The sequence below is a fragment of the Marinobacter persicus genome (genome assembly GCF_900114155.1).
Lineage (GTDB): Bacteria > Pseudomonadota > Gammaproteobacteria > Pseudomonadales > Oleiphilaceae > Marinobacter > Marinobacter persicus.
This window is the reverse complement of sequence record NZ_FOSC01000003.1, coordinates 51622-73449: the sequence shown is the minus strand read 5'-3', so window position 1 is coordinate 73449 and position 21828 is coordinate 51622. Positions and strand designations below refer to the sequence as shown.

General features: G+C 55.9%; 10 protein-coding genes. All 10 read right to left on the bottom strand.

The window, feature by feature from the left end; all coding sequences use genetic code 11:
• Positions 1-26 precede the first annotated feature (26 nt).
• The 10 genes from BMZ63_RS04000 to BMZ63_RS14850 all read right to left on the bottom strand — a co-directional run bounded on the left by BMZ63_RS04000 (position 27) and on the right by BMZ63_RS14850 (position 21815).
• On the bottom strand, positions 27-2435 hold the full coding sequence (locus BMZ63_RS04000) for a Lon protease family protein (protein ID WP_091702000.1): 2409 nt from the start codon (positions 2433-2435) through the stop codon (positions 27-29).
• Positions 2436-2517: 82 nt separating this feature from the next.
• Positions 2518-2988 (bottom strand): flavodoxin family protein, encoded by a 471-nt coding sequence (locus tag BMZ63_RS03995; protein ID WP_091701999.1) that lies wholly within the window; start codon positions 2986-2988, stop codon positions 2518-2520.
• Between the two features lie 200 nt (positions 2989-3188).
• Positions 3189-4235 (bottom strand): recombinase RecA, encoded by a 1047-nt coding sequence (gene recA / locus BMZ63_RS03990; RefSeq protein ID WP_091701996.1) that lies wholly within the window; start codon positions 4233-4235, stop codon positions 3189-3191.
• Positions 4236-4388: 153 nt separating this feature from the next.
• Positions 4389-4889 (bottom strand): nicotinamide-nucleotide amidase, encoded by a 501-nt coding sequence (pncC, locus tag BMZ63_RS03985; RefSeq protein WP_091701993.1) that lies wholly within the window; start codon positions 4887-4889, stop codon positions 4389-4391.
• Between the two features lie 88 nt (positions 4890-4977).
• Positions 4978-6348 carry an HlyD family type I secretion periplasmic adaptor subunit gene (locus BMZ63_RS03980; RefSeq protein ID WP_091701990.1) on the bottom strand — a complete coding sequence of 457 codons (1371 nt, stop codon included), beginning with the start codon at positions 6346-6348 and terminating at the stop codon, positions 4978-4980.
• Between the two features lie 9 nt (positions 6349-6357).
• Positions 6358-17955 carry a VCBS domain-containing protein gene (locus BMZ63_RS03975; protein WP_177187025.1) on the bottom strand — a complete coding sequence of 3866 codons (11598 nt, stop codon included), beginning with the start codon at positions 17953-17955 and terminating at the stop codon, positions 6358-6360.
• Between the two features lie 557 nt (positions 17956-18512).
• Complete coding sequence (locus tag BMZ63_RS14855; protein ID WP_143072194.1) at positions 18513-19016, bottom strand: hypothetical protein; 504 nt, start codon at positions 19014-19016, stop codon at positions 18513-18515.
• A 231-nt stretch (positions 19017-19247) separates the two neighbouring features.
• Positions 19248-19847 carry a hypothetical protein gene (locus tag BMZ63_RS03970; protein ID WP_091701985.1) on the bottom strand — a complete coding sequence of 200 codons (600 nt, stop codon included), beginning with the start codon at positions 19845-19847 and terminating at the stop codon, positions 19248-19250.
• Positions 19844-21286 (bottom strand): hypothetical protein, encoded by a 1443-nt coding sequence (locus BMZ63_RS03965; protein WP_143072193.1) that lies wholly within the window; start codon positions 21284-21286, stop codon positions 19844-19846. Before BMZ63_RS03965 ends, BMZ63_RS03970 begins: the two co-directional genes overlap by 4 nt.
• Positions 21267-21815 carry a hypothetical protein gene (locus BMZ63_RS14850; protein WP_143072192.1) on the bottom strand — a complete coding sequence of 183 codons (549 nt, stop codon included), beginning with the start codon at positions 21813-21815 and terminating at the stop codon, positions 21267-21269. The genes BMZ63_RS03965 and BMZ63_RS14850 overlap by 20 nt, the downstream gene beginning before the upstream one ends.
• Positions 21816-21828: the final 13 nt, after the last annotated feature.

Below are 21828 nucleotides of genomic sequence, written 5' to 3'. Positions count from 1 at the left end.
CTCCTGTCCGTTTTGTTATTGGCCGGTCAGTGGATGGACGGGTCTTTGTGCTCGTCCCGGGCGTGTTCCTGCCGTTCGTGTTCACGCATTGTTTCAAGGCGTTGCTGAATAATGCCAAAAACACTCTGCTTGGGATAGCGGCCCTTGGCATCCGCCTTGCCAGCGGGTTTACCCAGTAACAGTGTAATGGCCTCTTCCACTCTGGCAACCGGGTACACCGAGAACTGGCCACCACGGCAGGCCTTGACCACTTCACCATCCAGCATCAGGTTCTGCACGTTGGTCTGGGGAATGAGCACGCCCTGCGAGCCGGTAAGACCACCCTTCAGCTCACAGGTTGCATAAAAGCCTTCGATTTTTTCATTCACACCGCCAATGGGCTGGACCTCGCCGAACTGATTGAACGACCCGGTGATAGCAAGGTCCTGGCGCACCGGCACACCGGACAGCGACGACACCAAGGCCACCAGCTCGGCCAGCGAGGCACTGTCTCCATCCACTTCACCGTAGTTCTGCTCGAACGTCAGGCTGGCCGACAGGTGCATGGGGTCATTCACGGCAAAATGGGACGCCAGCCAGGAGCTGAGAATCATCACGCCCTTGGAATGCAGGTTGCCACCGAGTTTCACATCCCGCTCGATATCGATCACACCGCCATCGCCGTAGTAGCAGGTGGCGGTCACCCGGTTGGACAGTCCGAACTCGAAGCCACCGGTTGACAGTACCGACAGGGCATTGACCTGCCCCACGCAGGTGCCGGATGTACTGACCAGCGTGGTGCCATCGCGGATGGAGTCGTAGAACTGGTCACGAATCCGGCTGCTACGGTATTTGGCACTTTCCAGCGCACGCTCCACATGGGTATCGGAAATCAGTTTGGCCCCAGCCTGCCGGGCCCAGAAATCGGATTCACGCAACAGGTTGGCGATGTCGGCGGCGTGCAGTGACAGCCGATCCTGATGCTCGGCCATGCGGGCGCTGTGCTCAATGACACGCGCCACGGCTCTGTTGCTGCAATGCAGCAGGTCTTTCTCCACCACCAGGCTGGCAATGAATTTGGCGTACAGCAACTGGCTGTCGTCACTGCGGTACATTTCATTCTCAAAGTCGGCCGTTACCCGGAACAGTTCGGCGAATTCGGGATCGTGTTCCTGCAGCAGCATCCAGGTTTCCCGGTCACCAAACAGCACCATTTTGACGTCCAGGGGAACGGATTCCGGCTCCACCGAAATCGTACCGGACAGGGTCAGTTCGCGCTCCAGGGAGTTGATCTGGATGGACTTAGAGCGCAGCGCGCGCTTCAGCCCATCCCAGACAAACGGCTGCTCCAATACCTTGATGGCATCCATCAACAGGTAACCGCCGTTGGCCTTGTGCAGGCTGCCGGGGCGAATCAGCGAGAAGTCGGTGAACACGGTGCCCTTGTAGGTCACGTTTTCCACGTAACCAAACAGATTGTGGTAGGTCGGGTTGTCTTCGACCACCACGGGCACTTCGTTGTTTTTCTGGTGAACGATGACATTGACCAGATACCGGCGCGGCATTTTCTTGTCCAGCGAGGCGTAGGCAATGGCGGCCTGCTCGTCGTCGTCATCCAGGAAAATATCCAGGTTCTCCGCCAGGTCACCCCGAATGGCCTCGAGGTGCTCAACCACATCCGGCAGGTCACTGTACTTTTTCACCAGGTCATCGATCTGGTGGCCGGAGATGTCTTCCAGGGTTTCCTCGTTCAGCGCCTGCTGTTTTTCAGCGTATTCCTGCTCCCAGTCCGCCAGCTTGCGTACCGCCTGACGCAGCTTTTTCTCCAGCTTGTTGATCACTTCCTCGAACTTGTTGCGCTCATCCTCGCTCAGTTCCTGAAAGGTTTCAGCGGTATGCGGTTCTTCGCCGTTCATGGCCACCAACCGGTAGCCGCCGGGCGTGGTGATGGTCAGCCGAACGTTCTTGCGCTTGGCCTGTTCGGCGACTTTTTCCAGCTCGTCTTCCTGCTTTTTACCGTACTCGTTTTTCAGGCTTTCTGCCCGCTCCAGGAAGTTATCCCCCTCGAAAGTCTGGGGAATCATTTTCACAAGCCGCGACATGAGCTTTTCCATGTCCTGCTTAAGCTCGGTGCCCATGCCGGACGGCAACTTCAGCAGTTTCGGATTGCGGGGCTCCTCAAAGTTGGCCACGTAGCACCAGTCGTGGCTTTGCTGGTCGGTATCCACGTGATGTTCGAGGTACCGGAGCATCATGGTGCGTTTGCCCAGCCCGTTGCGCCCGACCGCGTACACATTATAACCGCCATGGGGCATGGCCAGGGCAAAGCGAACAGCTTCCTGGGCCCGGTTCTGCCCGACAATTTCAGCCAGAGGCTCGAGTTGCCGGGTGGTCTTGAAAGGCAGGTCTTTGAGAACGCAGGCTTTGTACAACTGGTGCAGAGGCAATGACTTCAAAGTTGAATCCCGTCAATGTCGGTTACAGAAAAACAATAGGTTCGCCATTGTAGTGGCTGAGGGGCGGGCTGTCGCGGTTTTCTCAGATCACGCCGGCGTCAAGGCCGGCGGCCATATACAGGCCCAGCTCCTGGCATTGCTCTTCAAACACCTGTTGATACTCACCCCGGCAAATCAACGGCTCCCGGGCCCGTTTCCAGCGCAGGCCGGTGGCAATACTGTCAATGGCCCGCAGAGTGCCGGTGCCATCATGACCGGCACGGATATACAGGGCAAATGGCAGTCCCTGAGTGTGTTCCAGGCAGGGGTAATAACAACGATCGAAGAAATCTTTGGTGAGCCCGGCCATGTAGCCGAGGTTTTCGGTGGTGGCCAGGATAAGGGCGTCACAGGAAAGGACGTCGTCGGGGGTGGTGTCCAGTGGCGCCTTGACGATCACCTCAACGGTGTCGATGTCCGGGCGGCGGGCGCCCGCCACCACGGCATCTCTTAGTTTTTCGGTATTCGGGGATGGCGCGTGGACAACAATCAGGAGCTGTTTCTGATTTGTCATGACATTCCCTTTTCATCATCCCCGGCCGCCAACAAATCGCAACACCAGCAACTGGCCGGACAGCCGTGACTTTTCCGGGAACCGCTACAAGCACATCCATGTGCGCTTATCTCAGGCCATCCATGGCCTTCGAAATTCCCAGAAAAGTCACGGCTGCCCGGCCCTCTAGCTCATCAATACGCCGTCCGGGACAAGAAAGGTTAAAGCAGTTCGCCGTTGGCATCCGCCGATTCGGCTTCCTGCTTTTCTTTCGGCACCGGCTTAGGCATCAGCTTTTCGCGGATGCTGGTTTCGATTTCGTTGGCAATTTCCGGATTCTCTTCCAGGAACTTGGCGGCGTTCGCCTTGCCCTGGCCGATCTTGTCACCCTTGTAGGCGTACCAGGCACCGGCTTTATCCACGAAGCCTTCCTTCACACCCATGTCCAGCACTTCGGCCATGTGGTAGATGCCCTTGCCGTACATGATCTGGAACTCGGCCTGTTTGAACGGCGGGGAAACTTTGTTCTTCACCACCTTCACGCGGGTTTCGTTACCGGTTACTTCGTCGCCGTCTTTTACCGCGCCGATGCGGCGGATATCCAGCCGGACGGAGGAATAGAACTTCAGGGCGTTACCGCCAGTGGTGGTTTCCGGGCTGCCGAACATCACGCCGATCTTCATACGGATCTGGTTGATGAACACCATCAGGCAATTGGCGTGCTTCACGTTGCTGGTCAGTTTACGCAGCGCCTGGGACATCAGGCGGGCCTGCAGGCCCACGTGGCTGTCGCCCATTTCGCCTTCGATTTCCGCTTTCGGGGTCAAGGCCGCTACAGAGTCAACGACAATGACGTCTACGGCATTAGAGCGAACCAGCATGTCGGCAATTTCCAACGCCTGCTCACCGGTGTCCGGTTGGGAAACCAGCAACTCGTCCACATTTACGCCCAGCTTTTCCGCATAAACCGGATCCAGCGCGTGCTCGGCATCCACGAAGGCGCAGGTCTTGCCCTGTTTCTGGGCTTCGGCAATCACTTGCAGGGTCAGCGTGGTTTTACCGGAGCTTTCAGGACCGTAGATTTCACATATACGACCGTAAGGGAGACCGCCAATACCCAGCGCCACATCCAGTCCCAGCGAACCGGTGGAAACCGCCGGAATGGCTTCACGGGGCTGGTCGCCCATCTTCATCACGGCGCCTTTGCCGAACTGGCGCTCAATCTGGCCGAGTGCTGCGTTGAGTGCTTTCTTGCGGTTGTCTTCCATCGTCCAAACCCTCGTTGACTGGCTGCTGGCACATCCCGGTCGCCAGCAGCAAATTGTTGACATGCTGAATCTGCACAGCATTTTTCCTGTATATTTGAACAGTATTAAAGCACAGGAAACGGCACAGACCAACCCCTGCCGAAGGGAAATGCGCTACCGGCTTTGCAGAAAGCCGGTAACTCCCTGCAGTGCATACAAAACCGCCTGGCGGCGAACGGCATCCCGGTCGCCTTCAAAGTGCTGGAGAGAAGTTTCCGTATGCCCGGGCCCGGTGCCCCAGGCAAACCAGACCGTGCCCACCGGCTTTTGCTCACTGCCGCCACCCGGGCCGGCAATGCCGCTGATGGCGACCGCCACATCCGCCCCGGTAGCCCGCACAGCGCCAGCCACCATCTGGCGGACCACCAGCTCGCTGACCGCTCCTTCCGATTCCAGTACCTGCGGATCAACACCGAGGATCACCTGCTTGGCCTCGTTACTGTAGGTCACCAATCCCGCCATCATGTAGGCAGACGATCCTGGCCGATCAGTAAGAACCTTGGCAACCCAACCGCCGGTGCAGCTCTCAGCCGTGGCTATGGTGCGCCCACTAGCTCTCAGTTGATCACCCAGTTTGGCCCCCGCTTGCTGCAACTGCTCCTCTATTATTTGCATCTCATTCCTCGTAATACACTTACTGAGTTCCACACTCAGCATTTTAGGATTTGGAACGACGAAAAGGAGTAACTGTCCAATATGTGCGTCAACGTTCTCTACCCGCCTGATGAAAGGCCCTCCGAACAGGCGACAAAAGGTATTCGAGAACGGAGCGCTCTCCAAGCTTTATTTCCGCCATAACCTGCATTCCGGGAAAGAGATCATACGACTTCATTTCCGTAAAGAGTTTCTGGTCATCCAAGCTAATCAATGTTCGATAGGTCAGAGGGTTTGCACTGCTGGCTGATTGTTCACCCGGCGGCTGTTGACCGGCGTCCCGTGCATCTGCTGCAACATGCTCAACATTACCATTAACCATGCCATATTTTTGAAATTGAAAGGCTGTCAACTTCAATTTCACATCCTGGCCGGGACGAACGAACCCAACATCCTGATTTTGAAGCCATACTTCTGCTCGCAAGGTGTCAGTCAGAGGAACCAGAGTCATCAGAATCGTACCTGGCTGGGTTACGGTACCGACAGTGTGCGTCGCCATATCTTTCACGACCCCATCCTGCGGCGCTTTGAGCTCTAACAACGAACGGCGATGCTCTTGCTTTATCAGCTCTGCCTCGAGACGATTAATTTTCTCTGCCAGTTGGGCTCGCTGCTCCCTTAGCTGACGTTCATTATCGCTGAGCAACTGACGAATCTTCCGCTGCGTTTGCTCCATTGCCGCCTTCTCGCGGGCAATAATCAAATCCTGGGCTTGGTATTCTTCCTCTTTTTCAATGCGTTTCCGTGTTTTATCAATGGCATCAAGCATGCCCACATGGGCACTTTCCGATAATTTCAGGTACGCCTCTTCCTCTTGCTTGTATAGAGGTAAGACTTTTTCCAGCTTGTCTTTCGTTTCAAAAGCAAGTGCAAGCTCTTTCTCTGCGCGTTCCAATGCCGCCTCCTGTTCGGAAACAGCACTCGCCAGGGATTCCTTATTCGATTCGTATTGCAATCGAACCTCAGTAAATAGAGCACCGGGATCCCCTGGTTCTTTTACGAATTGAGCTCCTGTAAGTTCGGCTTCGATTCTTCGTAGATTTAACGTTGATCTTTTTAGTTCTTCTAAAATTGACTTGTAATCGGCATCTACCGAAGTGGTATCCATTCGCATTAAGGTTTGGCCAGTTTTTACTCTCTCTCCTTCTCTTACCAAAATTTCGCGAATGAGCCCTGCCTCGGGAGGCTGAACAATTTTTACGTAGGTCGACGGAATGAGCTTCCCTTGTGCAACCGCAACAATATCCAAGCGCCCAAATGCTGCCCACAGCAAGCCGCAAACAAAGAGCAATACAAGAATACCTAGGACAACACGGGGAATAGGGTGAGGCGGTTTCGACTGTACGCTCAAGATCCCAGGGGAGAAACTGGCGGGATGCTCTTCCATCCCGCCAGTTTTCTTTCTGTTTAAAATTTTCATAATCCGCAGTTAACCTAGATTTTCCATGCCATCCTGCAATCCTCTGAATGAGTTCATCTGTTGAGATGAGTTCCCTATCCTAAGAGGGTCACTCTTCCTCATTCTCCGATGAGCACTTAACGCGCCACCCATGGCATCTGCAGGCAAGGAACCAAGATCCGCCTCATCCGCTACGCTTTTACCTTGCCTTTGGCTACTTGCATACCGGTCAACGGCTTCCCATTGAGCAAGCAACTTATTGATATCAATAACACTTGAACCCAACTGAGATGATTGCTTCTTGGCGGGCATGGCGCCCAGATCTGCAAACTTAATACTTGACTGCGAGGAACTGCCAAACTCCATGGAACTTGCTGTATCTGCTTCTCCCTTCCCTTTGCGAACTGGAGCACCCGGCTTTCCGGGCTCCGTTCCAGGACCGTCATTGAAATTAGAGGTGTGACCGGCGGGCGCCGCATCAGCACCATTCCCAATTCCCTGATTACCATGGCTAACGGATAACCGGAAAACGTCTAAAGTGGAGAGACTACCTTCAGTACTTCCTGTCGCCGCGACACGGTCAGTAACCGTCACCTTGATATCAACATAACCAACCGACTTGGGGGTATGCCCGGAGAAGGTTTGAGTTTCCGGGTCAAACCCGAGCCATTCGGGAAGTTCAGAGCCATCGGCAAGTGTTGCTGTGTAATCCAGAGAGTCGCCCTGATCCGGATCGTCGAAGCTACCTTCCGGGATCTGCCACGAAAATGGCTTATTGAAGGTAAAGTCCTGATCATTTAAAGCAGTCGCAACCAACGGAGCATCATTGGTTCCCTGGACATTAACCGCGAGACTGGAGGCAACCTGCGCATGACCATCTGTTACCGCAAAGTCAAAACGGTCAGTCACTTCCATGCTCCGCCCAAGAGACTGGATGGCGTCGCTTTCGTTGTTCAGGGTATATGCATAATCACCGTTTTCTGCCAGAGCCAACGTTCCGTATTGCCCCTCGTAATCACCCGGATCTGCGATAGTCAGCACATCGGTAGCATCAACATCGCTATCATTAGCGAGGACATTTCCCTCCGAAGCAATGATCTCGTCTTCTTTCACTGTATCTAAATCTGATTCGACCACGGGAAGATCATTAGCACCAACGATCGTTGCCTCAACAACCCCGATATCCGTTGCTCCCTTATCGTCAGTGATAGTGTATGAGAATACGTCCTCAACGGTTTCGCCCTCAGCCAGATACTGGAAGCTGTCACCTATGCTGTATGTAACTTCCCCGTTATCCAAGGAAACTTCGGCACCGACCTGAGACTCTCCCACGGAGACCACACTCAGAATATCTTCCGGATTGGGGTCGGTATCGTTTGACAGTAGGGCGTCCGTCTCAACGCCTAGCGAAGCCTGGTCCTCACCGATAGTAATATTGTCCGTGTTGGCAACCGGCGGCCGATTCATCAGCAGCGCAATACCATCCCGGTCCAGAACCGTACCATCATCAAATTCCATGGAGTTGATGCCTTCCTGATGACCAAACCAGTCTGCGAGCACAAATGAATCTGAAGCCCCCAACACTCGCACGACCATATCGTTGCCAACCCGGTCAGCCTCAAGGTCATACTCCGTTAGAGCCCCTCCGACATAGAGAGCGTTCTGGCCTTGAATGTCCTGGAACGTATCCATTCCATCGCCGGGGCGGAAGACGTATCGGTCATTTCCGGCACCACCAGCGAGAACATTGTTACCGTCGTTACCGATCAGCCAGTTGTCCAGAGCGTTGCCGGTGCCGTTGAGATTGTCGGTTCCTGTCAACGACAGGTTCTCGACGTGATCGCCCAAGGTGAAATCGACTCCGGCCTGCACGGTGTCCACGCCTTCGCCGGCGCTCTCAATAACCCTATCGCCGACGTCGTCCACCACATAGGTGTCGTCACCCGCACCGCCGTACAAAGCGTCAGCCCCGGTACCGCCATCCAGAATATCGTCGCCATCACCGCCCGACAGAGAGTTATCACCGCTGTTTCCGACAATCCAGTTGTCAAGCGCGTTACCCGCACCATTGATCGCACCCGAGCCGGTCAGGTTCAGATTCTCGACATTGGCATCCAGGATATGACTGACACTGGCATAGACAGTATCGGTATCCTCACCGGCCTGTTCGACAACCGAGTCTCCGGCATTGTCGACGATATAAGTGTCATCGCCGGTACCACCCGCCAACGTATCGGCCCCGGCACCGCCATCCAGCACATTGTTGCCGCCATTGCCATTAATGGCATTGTTGAGAGTATTGCCGGTCCCGCTGAGGTTTTCGGTGCCCGTGAGGGTCAGGTTCTCGACGTTGTCGGTCAAGGTGTAGTCGAGGCCCGCCTCCACCGTATCGGTTCCGGCGCCGGCACTCTCCAAGACCACATCACCGGCATCGCCAACGATGTAGGTATCGTTGCCGGTACCGCCGCTCATGGTATCGGCACCGCTGCCGCCATCGAGGGTGTCGTTGCCGCCGTTGCCGATGAGCGTGTCGTCGCCATTGAGTCCGCGCAGGACATTGTCACCGTCGTTACCGGTCAGGGTGTTATCGGCGGCATTGCCATCGCTGTCGATAGCCGCCGTACCGATCAGTTCGAGATTCTCGAGGTTGTCCCCGAGGGTGTAATCGATACTGGCGCGAACCGTATCGTAGCCTTCCCCCTCGAGTTCCACGACGACATCCGAGGCATCATCCACAACGTAGGTGTCGTCGCCGGCACCGCCCTGCATCCGATCGGCACCGCTGCCGCCGTCCAGCAGATCGTTGCCCGCCTCGCCGAGTAGCTGGTCAGCACCGGACCCACCGTAGAGTGAGTCATTCCCTTCGCCGCCATGCAGGATGTCGTCACCGCCGGCACCAGAGAGACGATTGTCGCCGACATTGCCGGTGATGCGGTTGTCGATATCGTTACCGGTTCCGTTAAGATTGGCGATACCCGCCAGGGCGAGGTTCTCGATATTACCGCTCAGGACATAGCTGGCGGTGGTGACCACTGTGTCAGAACCCTCGCCGGCATGCTCCACAATGACATCCGACGAGTGGTTGACGGTGTAGGTATCGTCGCCCAGGCCGCCGATCAGGGTATCGGCGCCACCGGCGCCATCCAGCACGTTGTTACCGCTGTTACCGGTGATGACATTGTTGAGCGCATTGCCGGTGCCGTTTAGATCCCTGGTGCCCGTCAGGGTCAGGTTTTCGACATTGTCGGTGAGCGCATAGTCGATGCTGGCCTGCACCGTGTCGGTACCAGCCCCGCCACCTTCCGAAACGAAATCGCCGGCATCGTCAACGATATAGGTGTCGTTGCCGTAGCCCCCGCTCATGGTGTCGGCACCGCTGCCACCATCAAGGGTGTCGTTACCGTTATTGCCGATAAGCGTATCGTCACCGCCCAAACCACGTAGGGTGTTGCTGCCGCTGTTGCCGGTGATTATGTTGTCGAGCTCGTTACCGGTGCCGTTGATGCTGCTGGACCCGGTGAGGGTGAGGTTCTCGACGTTGCCGCTCAGGGTATGACTGACACCGGCCTGGACCGTATCGACCCCTTCGCCAGCCAGCTCGTTCACCTGATCACCGGCGTTGTCGACGATGTAGGTGTCGTCGCCGCTGCCACCAACCATGATGTCAGCCCCAGTGCCACCATTGAGGGTATCATTGCCCTCACCGGAGAGCAGTACATCGTTGCCGGCATTGCCGTTCAAGGCATCGTCACCGGCCTGCCCGTTGAGGATGTTGGCACCGCTGTTGCCGTTGATGACGTTGTCCAACTCGTTACCGGTGCCGTCGATATCGGCCAGGCCGGTCAAGGTCAAGTTCTCGACATTGTCGGTCAGGGTGTAGGTGATGCTGGACTGCACATAATCGGTACCTTCGCCGGCCTGCTCGGTCACGAGGTCCCCGGCATCATCCACCACATAGGTATCATTCCCCGTACCACCACTCATGACGTCAGCCCCGGAACCGCCATTGAGCGTATCATTGCCGGCACCGCCAAAGAGCTGATCGCTGCCCGCGCCGCCAGTCAGGCTGTCGCTGCCGTCGCCACCGATGAGTGTGTCATTGCCGTCACCGGCGTTAATGGTGTCGTTGCCCGCCTTGCCATCCAGTACGTTGTCACCGCTGTTGCCGGTGATCACGTTATTGAGTGTGTTACCGGTGCCGTGAAGGCCCTCAGTGCCCGTGAGGGTCAGGTTCTCGACATTGTCGGTCAGGGTGTAGTCGATACTCGACTGCACCGTATCCGTCCCGCGATTGACGCCTTCGGTCACCACGTCTCCGGCATCGTCCACGACATAAGTGTCGTTACCGTAACCGCCGCTCATGACATCGGCACCGGTGCCGCCGTCCAGGGTGTCGTTGCCGTTGTTCCCGACCAGGGTATCGCCGCCGGCCAGGCCACGCAGGGTGTTGCTGCCTCTGTTGCCGGTAATGACGTTGTCGAGGTCGTTGCCGGTGCCGCTGATGCTGCTGTAGCCGGTGAGGGTGAGGTTCTCCACGTTGTCGCTCAGGGTGTAGCTGACGCTGGATTGGACTAGGTCAACCCCCTCTCCGGCCAGCTCGGTTACCTGATCGCCGGCGTTGTCGACGATGTAGGTATCATCGCCGCTGCCGCCTGCCATCGCATCGGCGCCGGTACCGCCGTTCAGGACGTCGTTGCCGGCACCGCCATCGAGCACGTCGTTGCCGCTACCGCCGTAGAGTTTGTCGTCGTCGTCGCCGCCGAGCAGCGTGTCGTTCCCGTTGTTTCCGTAGAGGGTGTCATTGCCATCGAGGCCATCGAGGATGTTGTCGGCATTGTTCCCCCTGATGACGTTGTTAAGCTCATTCCCGGTACCGTTGATGCTGGCACTACCGGCCAACGTCAGGTTCTCGACATTGTCGGTCAGGGTATAGGTGATGCTCGACCGCACATGGTCGGTGCCTTCGCCTGCCTGCTCGGTCACGACATCACCGTCGTTATCCACCACATAGGTGTCGTTGCCCGTGCCGCCGGCCATCGTATCGGCACCGATGCCGCCGTTCAGGGTATCGTTACCGGCATCCCCGGAAAGTTGGTCATCGCCGGCCTGGCCATTCAGGCTGTCATTACCGTCACCGCCGATCAGAATGTCATTGCCGTCGCCGGCATTGATGGTGTCGTTGCCGCTTTTGCCATCGAGCACGTTGTCACCGGTATTGCCGGTGATGATGTTGCCCAGGCTGTTGCCGGTACCATCGAGGTTCTCGGTGCCGGTGAGCGTCAACCTTTCAACGTTATCCGTAAGCGTGTAGTCGATACTGGCTTTTACGGTGTCAGTACCCCGACCGGCGCTTTCGGTTACCACATCGCCGATATCGTCAACGATGTAGGTGTCGTTGCCGTAGCCGCCGCTCATGGCATCGGCGCCGTTTCCACCATCAAGCGTATCGTTGCCGTTATTGCCGATGAGCGTATCGTCCCCAGCCATGCCCCGCAGGGTATTACTGCCGTTGTTGCCGATGATGAGGTTGTCGAGACTGTTACCGGTGCCACTGATGCTGTTGTAGCCGGTGAGTGTGAGATTCTCGACACTGTCACCCAGCGTATAGCTGATACTCGCCTTGACAGTGTCAACGCCTTCGCCGGCCATTTCACTCACCTGATCGCCGGCGTTGTCGACGATGTAGGTATCATCGCCGGTGCCGCCTGCCATCGCATCGGTGCCGGTACCGCCATTGAGGGTGTCATTCCCCGCACCGCCCTCGATCCGGTCATTGCCGGAACCACCGTTGAGCAGATTATTACCGGTATTACCCAGGATGATGTTGTCGAGATTGTTACCGGTGCCGTTGATATCGGCCTCGCCGGTCAGGGTCAGGTTCTCCACGTTGCCGGAAAGGGTATGGCTGACCGAGGCATAGACGATATCGGTTCCTTCGCCCGCGGCCTCGCTCACCTCGTCGCCGGCATGATCGACGATATAGGTGTCGTCGCCCGCACCACCGGCCATGCTGTCGGCGCCGCCCCCGCCATCGATAGTGTTGGCGCCGCTATTGCCGAGGATTGTATTATCGAGCCCGTTACCGGTGCCGTCGATATCGGCCTCACCGGTCAGGGTGAGATTCTCGACGTTATCGGAGAGGGTGTAGGTGGCCGAGGAGAGCACCGTGTCTGTGCCTTCCCCCGCCTGCTCCACCACGCTGTCCTCGGTGTGGTTGACGATGTAGGTGTCGTTCCCGGCACCACCCGCCAGCACGTTGATCCCGTCGTTCGAGGTGATGACGTTGTCCAGCGCATTACCGGTACCGCTAAGATCGGCATCACCGGTCAGGGCTAGGTTTTCGATGTTGTCGGAGAGGGCGTAGTCTGCCGAGGCCATGACCGTATCGACCCCTTCCTCGGCATTCTCGACAATGGCATCGGCGCTGTTGTCCACTACGTAGGTATCGTCGCCTGCCCCACCAGTCAGCGTGTCGACCCCGGCGTCGCCGTCGAGCGTGTTGTTGCCGGCATTACCGGTGAGGGTATTATTCAAGGTGTTCCCGGTTCCGTCCAGATCGGCCGAACCGGTCAGCACCAAATTCTCGACATTGTCCGCCAGGGTGTGGCTGATCCCTGCTTCTACGGTATCGACGCCCTCGCCCGCAGCCTCGACAACCGTGTCGCCGGCATCGTCCACTACGTAGGTATCATCCCCCGCACCACCGCTCATCGTGTCAGCCCCGGCGCCGCCGGCGATGCGGTTTGCGGCGCTGTTGCCGGTTATGGTGTTGTCGAGGGAATTGCCGGTTCCGTCGATCGCCTCGCTGCCCAAAAGCTCAAGATCTTCCACATGATCAGCCAGCGAGTAGCTGAGAGAAGCCGCAACCGTATCATGGCCCTCGCCCGCCACTTCCACCACCTGATCGTTGGCATCATCGACCAGGTAACGATCATCACCGGCACCACCAGCCATGCCGTCGGCACCACCGCCACCATCCAAATAGTCAGCACCGCCATTGCCGAGCAGAGTGTCATTGCCGGCCATGCCGTGCAGGGTGCTATCGCCGTTGTTGGCGCGCAGCACGTTGTTCAGGCTGTTGCCATTGCCGGTGAGTCCCACCTCCCCCGTCAGCCTCAGGTTCTCCACGTAGTCGCCGAGGGTGTAGTCGATGGAAGCCTCGACCGTGTCGAACCCTTCATAGGCCGCCTCGGTCACCACATCCCCGGCATCATCGACCACATAGGTGTCGTTACCAGCACCGCCAGTCATGGTGTCGGCACCCGCGCCGCCGTCCAAACGATTGTCACCGGCATTACCGGTGATGGTGTTGTCCAGGGCGTTGCCACTGCCGTCGATGTTCCCCGAACCGGTCAGGGTCAGCTCCTCGACGTTCGCGCCCATGGTGTGGCTGGCGCTGGCGAACACCCGATCGTAGCCCTCGTCGGTATTCTCGACGACCGTGTCACCGGTGCTGTCCACGAAATAGGTGTCGTCGCCCTCGCCACCAGCCAGGGTATCGGCGCCTGCACCACCATCGAGCACGTCGTCGCCGGCGAAACCTTCGAGCACATTGGCCCCGCTGTTACCCTTGATCACGTTATCCAGATCGTTACCCGCGCCCTCGATCGCCGCGGACCCGGTCAAGGTCAGGTTCTCCACGTTGTCGGTCAGGGTGTAACCGACGCTGGACTTCACTGTATCGACACCTTCCCCCTCGGCCTCGACCACCGTATCGCCGCTGTCATCGACCACATAGGTATCATTGCCGCTGCCGCCAACCATCGTGTCAGCGCCTGTCCCGCCGTCGAGGGTATCGTCTCCCTCCAGGCCATGCAGGGTGTTATCCGCGCTGTTGCCCTTGATGGTGTTGTCGAGTTCGTTGCCGGTCCCGTCAATCGCATCGCCGCCGGTGAGTGTGAGGTTCTCCAGGTTCTCGCCCAATGCCCAGGTGACGCTGCTCCGCACGGTATCGGTACCCTCGCCAGCGGCCTCGATAACCGTGTCCTCCGCCAGGTCCACCACATACTTGTCATTGCCGCGGCCACCCACCAGTGTGTCGGCGCCGGCTCCGCCATCAAGGGTGTCATCGCCTTCCAGGCCGTGCAGGGTGTTGTCGGCATCGGTACCGGTGAGAGTATTGTCCAGGGTGTTGCCTGTGCCGGTGATCGACTTGCCGGTGAGAGTTAGGTTCTCGACGTTATCGCCCAACGTATAGTCAAACGGGCTGACCACGGTATCGATGCCCTGGCCCGCAGCCTCGACCACGCTGTCGGCGGCGTCATCCAGGATGTAGGTATCATTGCCGCCGCCGCCCGACATGACGTCGGCACCGGCGCCACCATCGAGCGTGTTGCTGCCGCTGTTGCCGGTGATGACGTTGTCCAGTTCGTTGCCGGTGCCGTCGATAGCGCCGTGCCCGGTGAGCGTCAGGTTTTCCAGGTTTTCGCCCAGCGTGTAGGTCCGGCTGGAGCGCACCGTGTCAGTGCCTTCGCCGTCATGCTCCACCACGCGGTCCCCGGCATCGTCCACCACATAAGTATCATTGCCGGTGCCGCCGATGAGGGTGTCGGCGCCCGTGCCGCCGTCGAGCCAATCGTCGCCCTCCAGGCCGTACAGGGTGTTGGCGCCGGTGTTGCCGATGAGCGAGTTGTCGAGTTCATTACCGGTGCCGTCGATGTCGGCCTCACCGGTAAGCGTGAGGTTTTCGACATGGTCGGTCAGGGTGTAGGCGATGGCCGACTCGACCGTGTCGGTCCCCTCGCTAGCATTCTCCTGCACCACATCCCCCTCGCTTTCCACCACGTAGGTGTCGTTGCCGCTGCCGCCAAGCATCGTATCGGCCCCAGCACCGCCGTCCAGGCGGTCGTAGCCGGCGAGCCCTTGCAGGGTGTTATCGGCACTGTTGCCGGTCAGGGTATTGTCGCGGGCATTGCCCGTTCCGCTCACGCCCTCCTCGCCGGTCAGGGTGAGGTCTTCCAGGTTGTCGCCGAGGGTGTAGTCGAGGTGGGTCTGCACGGTGTCGCGGCCTTCGCCGGCCGCTTCCGTCACCACATCGTCTAGGCTGTCGACCACATACGTGTCATCGCCTTGGCCACCGGCCATTAGATCAGCCCCTGCGCCGCCGTCGAGCAGGTCGTTCCCGCTGCCGCCATCCAGAGTATCGGCCCCTTCGCCGCCGAGGAGCGTGTCGTCGTCGCCGTATCCGAAAAGGGTGTCGGCGCCGTCGGCGCCATCCAGGGCGTTGTCACCGCTATTGCCGGTGATGACGTTGTCCAGTTCGTTGCCGGTGCCGCTGGTGTTCGCATCGCCCAGTAGGGTGAGGTTCTCGACATTGTCGGTCAGCGTGGCAGAGACCCGCGCCTCGACGGTGTCGATACCGCCATCCGCCTCCTCGACCACGGTATCGCCGGCATCATCGACCACATAGGTGTCGTCGCCCGCGCCGCCCACCAGCGTGTCGGCGCCGCTGCCGCCGTCCAGCCAGTCGTTGCCGTCGTGGCCGTAAAGGGTGTCGTTGCCCGCGCCGCCGGCGAGGATGTCGTTGGTCTCCGTGCCCTCCAGGGTGTCGTCGCCCGAGGAGCCCACCTGCAAGGTATCGAGGTCGAGTTCACGCCCATCGGCAAAACGAACGGCATCCAGTCGGTGCTTCTCGTCAGCCAGGCTGCCGAACCAGTTGGCGATGGCAACGCGGTCGCCGCTGCCGTAGCGGGAAAAGACCAGGGCGTCGTCTTCGGCCGAGATGTCCAGGTCCCCGGCGCGGATGCCGGCGCCAAATTCGAGCGCGTCCTCGCCGGTGTCGCCGTGGGTTTCGATGATAGTGTCGGCGCCGTCGCCCGGGTTGAAGCGGTAGGTGTCGTTACCGGCACCGCCATAGAGGGTGTCGTTGCCGCTGCCGCCATTCAGGCTGTCATCCCCCTCGCTGCCCAACACCAGGTCGTTGCCCTTACCACCGGAAAGAGTATCTCCGGCCACATCGCCGGTTACGATTTCGGAGGCATGGCTACCCGTACCATCGGTCTCTATATTGCCGTAACCAAACTCGGCCAGTGCTGTCTGTATGCTGGGGTTGTCGCCATCAGTCTCGAGCCAACGGTAGAGCGTATCCAGGCCGTCCCAGCCCATGCCGGTAAGGTTACTGCCGGCCATGCGCTGCAAATCAAGCAGGTCGCGTACTGCTTCACTCGGCGTTTCCTCAAAACGCGACTCCAGAGCGGCCGTGACGTTACTGAAATCGAAGGCCAGCCCGGCATCGTTCATGCCAAGATTAATGGCATCCATGTAGGGTTTGAGGCGGGTCTGCAGCAGCAGGCCGTCATAAACCGATGAGCGCAAGCTCTCGTATGCCTGCTCGAGAAAGGCGATCTGGGCACTGGATAACGGTACATACACAGCCTGGGTTGCACCATAAACCCGGCGCACCGACACACCATCAGGTCCAGACGAATTGCTTGACCTGGCAATAAACTGATCCGCCCCCGTCCGAACACCGTCCGGCTCGATGTCCACAAAGGTCATCCCATTGAACTGCTCAAGCAGTCCGACCAGTTTCGTTACACGCGCCTGTTCTGCAAGCAATGCATCAAGGCGTTCCTGGTATTCTTCACTAAAGCGCGAGGATTCAAGCGAGCTGCCACCGCCATCATCTTGCGAAGACCAGCGGCTACTTACCTGGTTTTTGAGCATGGAACGGCTCAACCCGGGAACCAAGTAGTTAAGGTCGTACCCCTGGTCATCCGCCTTCTCGATGCTGGTTGCACCAGAGGAGGTAGCCGCCCACTGTTCGATCAGGCTATCCAGTTGAGCCAATTGCTGACTCTTGGTCGCACCTTGCGCATACCTTTCGACTGCGGCGGCCAGTGCGGGAGAAAGACTTGAGGCCTCCTGGAGGTCCCGCAGGTGACCGGAACCCTGCATATTCGGAAGCGTTTCGGCTTGCTCCGTCAAGGGGATGGAATCGTCAAATTCGCGATAGAAGGGATTGTCGGCCAGGTCGATGTCCGCCATGTTGCCGGTAACTTCACCCAGAGCCCCCTCGGAACCATCCGTCTTGATATAGGATCCGAGGTCGGCAATGGCGTTGCCGTTGGCAAGAACCTGGTTATTCTCCTCCTTTGCCACATGGAAACCGGCGATGCCCAGCTCTTCCAATGTTTTGAGTTCACCTTCGTCGGTCTTACCATCCGAGTTCAAATCCTGCCAGACACGCAGCTTGTCCCAGTTGGCGTCATTGGCGTCGACGATGCCGTCGCCGTTGGTGTCCTCGGCGGCCAGGGCGGCAAAGCCGTCGGCAGCCTGCCCAACCACTTCGCCGTTTTCGTCCAGCAGCGGTGTGGAGTCGCCGAAGAGCTCGGTGCCGTTGTCGATGAGGCCGTTTTCATTGCGGTCAAGAACCAGATAGCCATCGTCAGGCTTGACCCAGCCGGTGGCATTCGCCGTGCCGTCACCGTCGTGGTCGAAGAGGATGGGGTTGGTGGGATCGATGCCGGTGGTTTCGAGGCCGTCGCCATCGAGATCCAGAGTTAGAGGGTCGCTACGTTGGATCCAGTTTCGGGCATTTAAAAAGCCACTGTTTGTATCGTTATTTATGCCTAGCGGGTCTAACCAACTAAAAATCTTATCATATGCCCAACCAGTGAGAGAGCCCAATATTATTGAGCCTGCAATCGCAGGCCAGGTAATAGTTGCAGCGAATGCAATAACTGCAGCGCCTGCTACCGCTCCAACATAAGAAGCTGCGGCCCCATAGTAGTCACCGCTTTCTGCTTTAATAACGACCTCCGCAGCATCCCCCACTCCCCCAATAACTTCAGCCACCCCCTTCTGAAGAATCTTTGACGCAGAGCGCATCATTGCTTGATGGCTGTCTCCATATGCTTGCAATCCTTCCGTGCGGATTTGACCTGCATGATCAGCCATCGCATCTGATATGGAGTCCATCGCCTGTCTAGCGCTTTTAGCAGCAGGGTTGTTTAGGTCGACTGCCTTCCCGGCAATTTCCTTTGATCGCTGAGAATAATACTCATACTTCTCGGCAAGCTTATCAGCTTCAGATGCCAAGATTGTGGCATCATCCAAGGCTCCGGCCGCTTCCAAATCCGCCATGTGACTGGCACTACTCGCCAGGGTACCTGTAAAAGTATTCCAATAATCATTATATTCGCCCCAGAATTCCTTATCAGTTTCAGAGCTCATTCCATTCTCTCCTATTTACAATTCACCTCATGCCACTTAGCTGCTATACATACTAGGATCACTGTAACCCCATATGCAAAGCACCCAAACCAAAAATAAAAATAAACTAAAACCCCAATTGGTCCGGACTGGATTAATGCCAGAAACATACGACCCCATTTAAATCCTGTATCTGCCCACAACCCTTCCGCCATAAACACCCCCATAGGGCATAAAAACAGAAACAAAAATGCAACCACACAGTCATGCCCAGAAAACGCAGATCCAAACTTAAATATTTTTTTAACTACAAAGTAAACCAGTATTGGCAGCGACACAACTTCATATAAAAGTAAAAATACTACTGATCCAAACATACCAGATTCATAATAATAAAAATCGGCTGCTGGCAAGGCCTTTCTTAGCAGATCAACTTCTTCATTCAGAACTAAAATTGAAGACGGCATCAATACCACCAAAAAACCGCACAACATCCATACTATTATGCATGGCGCAACATTTTTTCTTACTTCCATCCTGCTACGCAAACCTAGCATTATCACACCTTGAAAAGTTAAAAATCACGAGCTCTAAAAAACTCACCATATTTCCATGCTACGTTGTGCCCCAAAACTACCTCAGCCTTATTCTTAAGTTTTGAAACAAAATTGAAACAAACCATATTATGGGCAACTTCGCTCAGAATACCTTCGTTGCCATTAGAGCAACAGTAAGAGCCGAGACCGGCCACGGCTAAACCGATTCATTCAGTGTTGGTACTTGTTAAAAACCTTAGGAACCGCCTTGGCCCAGGCATACAACAACGACATGAAGCCAGCAAGAGCAACAGTCATAACCACACTCCAAAAAGCAAACCCTAACCGGGATTCCAAAAGAGTACGACTAATTTTCGACGAGGGCGCTGTTCCGTCTGACGATCCGGGGAAATAGACCAATGCACTCCATATCATTGCCGCAAAAAATGGAAGTGCCAGTAACACTCTCCACCTCGCCGCTGGCATACTGGCGACCTCAAACCCAAACGACTTGAGCATCCAGATAATCAGAAATGGGACGCACATCAGCTCTGCAGCATAAATGGCTTGCGCCACCTCAGGGAATTCGGACATTCTCCCAAAACGACCAATACTAGGCACGTAATTCGATAGGATATTTATTATGTTTCCAATAGTGGGATTTCTAGTTAAGACATCATCAGGCAATGTGTATGTCGCAATAGCAACAAACATGAATCCAATAATTAGGACGAGCACTGCCACCCACTCTTTCTTGCGTTCTTTTTTTGTAAGAGTTCTCCCCATTTTCGAATAGAAAACTGGAAACATATTCTCTTTTTTAATCCTCATGCAGCCACCCTCCGTGAAGAAGCCTCTTCGCCAGAAATATTCCAGTTCTTCAGGGCATAGGTACTCGCCAACTTGCACATATTATCGGTGCCCTGCATATTCGGAAGCGCTTCGGCTTGCTCCGTCAAGGGGATGGAATCGTCAAATTCGCGATAGAAGGGATTGTCGGCCAGGTCGATGTCCGCCATGTTGCCGGTAACTTCACCCAGAGCCCCCTCGGAACCATCCGTCTTGATATAGGATCCGAGGTCGGCAATGGCGTTGCCGTTGGAGAGAATCTGGCTATTCTCCTCTTTCTCCACGTGAAAACCGGCGATGCCGAGTTCTTCCAATGTTTTGAGTTCACCTTCGTCGGTCTTGCCATCCGAGTTCAAATCCTGCCAGACACGCAGCTTGTCCCAGTTAGCGTCATTGGCATCGACAATGCCGTCGCCGTTGGTGTCTTCTGCAGCGAGAGCAGCGAAGCCGTCGGCGGCTTGACCAACTATTTCTCCGTTTTCGTCCAGCAGTGGTGTGGAGTCGCCAAAGAGCTCGGTGCCGTTGTCGATGAGACCGTTTTCATTGCGGTCAAGAACCAGATAGCCGTCATCAGGCTTGACCCAGCCGGTGGCATTCGCCGTGCCATCGCCGTCGTGGTCGAAGAGGATGGGGTTGGTGGGATCGATGCCGGTGGTTTCGAGGCCGTCGCCATCGAGATCAAGGGTTAGAGGGTCGCTGCGTTGGATCCAATTGCGGGCATCATTATATAGATCGTTAACTTTATCACCAATGGATTCAAAGCCATCTTCAATCTCTTCCATTAACTTGGCAAAGGCATCTTGAGCTGTCTCTTTGAGCCAATCTCCAAAATCACGAAGATCTGAGAACCTGTCAGAAAAAAAGTCATCTATTTCCTGAAATGCATCACTTACTTTATCACCACCTGCATCTATAATATTATTGAAATTTTCCTTAAAACCTTCCATCAATGAATCAACATCAATTGTACTGCCCTCCCTCATAGACATCACTGTCATGGCAGCACTTCCAACCGCTAGTAAGCCCGCTCCGACCAACAAAGCTGGTGAAGAAGCCGCAAAGGCACCGCTCAATGCCAGCGCACTCGCTATAGAGGAGAGATTTGAGGAAGCAGAATATATATGAGTATCTAATACTTCTCCATCATTTTTTTGATAATATTCAGTCATCTTATCGATATCGTTCCCCAATCCAACAGCCCCTAAACCGACTGCGGCAATTGGATGGGATCTTCCAGCCAGATTAATCGAAGGCAATTTCTTTCCAAGCATTTCCCAAACACCGCCAGCTGCTTGAAGACTACTAATTGCTATATCTTTCGCATCGCCCTCAGAAACATTATTGACTAAAGGGGCAACCCCTACTGGATTAGTATAATAACCATAAACGGTACCAACTGCCTCAATCGTACTCTTTTCCATGAGTCTTCCTCATCTCCATAACCACAAAGTAAGCACTTAATAATAAAAAAACAAAAATATACAACCCCACCCAAAAAGGCGCTTTACTAGCATTCCGCCTTACATCTTCTATGGTATCATTCCTAGAAACTATAGTTTCACCTGAAACATCTAGCCTTACTAACCGGTTCTGCTCTAAAAACAAATAAACAGGTTGTTCATACCACCACACAGTCACACTTCTTCCTTCTAAGCCTTCCTTCTCATGAAGACCCACATGGCCTGAATAGCAATTGTACATAGCACCTAATCCAGAACCACAAGTGAAAAGTTTAGTTTCTTTTCCGTTACGGACACCAACCTTCCATCCTTTTCTACTGGACACTTTCTTGTTATATACAAACCCCTTATATATTTTTAATTCATCTAGGCTAGGAACTTCCGCCACCCATACATAAAACTTAGGTATCACCACGAATAAAACCATTATTGGTACAAACAGCCAAACCCGTGTACCCTTGACCAAACCTAAAACTTTTTTCAACGTCACCCAGCTCACCAAA

Coding starts and splice junctions, on each gene's coding strand:
- BMZ63_RS03995 (WP_091701999.1), bottom strand. CDS start 2,988: ATGACAAATCAGAAACAGCTCCTGATTGTTGTCCACGCGCCATCCCCG.
- recA (WP_091701996.1), bottom strand. CDS start 4,235: ATGGAAGACAACCGCAAGAAAGCACTCAACGCAGCACTCGGCCAGATT.
- pncC (WP_091701993.1), bottom strand. CDS start 4,889: ATGCAAATAATAGAGGAGCAGTTGCAGCAAGCGGGGGCCAAACTGGGT.
- BMZ63_RS03980 (WP_091701990.1), bottom strand. CDS start 6,348: ATGAAAATTTTAAACAGAAAGAAAACTGGCGGGATGGAAGAGCATCCC.
- BMZ63_RS14855 (WP_143072194.1), bottom strand. CDS start 19,016: ATGGAAGTAAGAAAAAATGTTGCGCCATGCATAATAGTATGGATGTTG.
- BMZ63_RS03970 (WP_091701985.1), bottom strand. CDS start 19,847: ATGAGGATTAAAAAAGAGAATATGTTTCCAGTTTTCTATTCGAAAATG.
- BMZ63_RS03965 (WP_143072193.1), bottom strand. CDS start 21,286: ATGGAAAAGAGTACGATTGAGGCAGTTGGTACCGTTTATGGTTATTAT.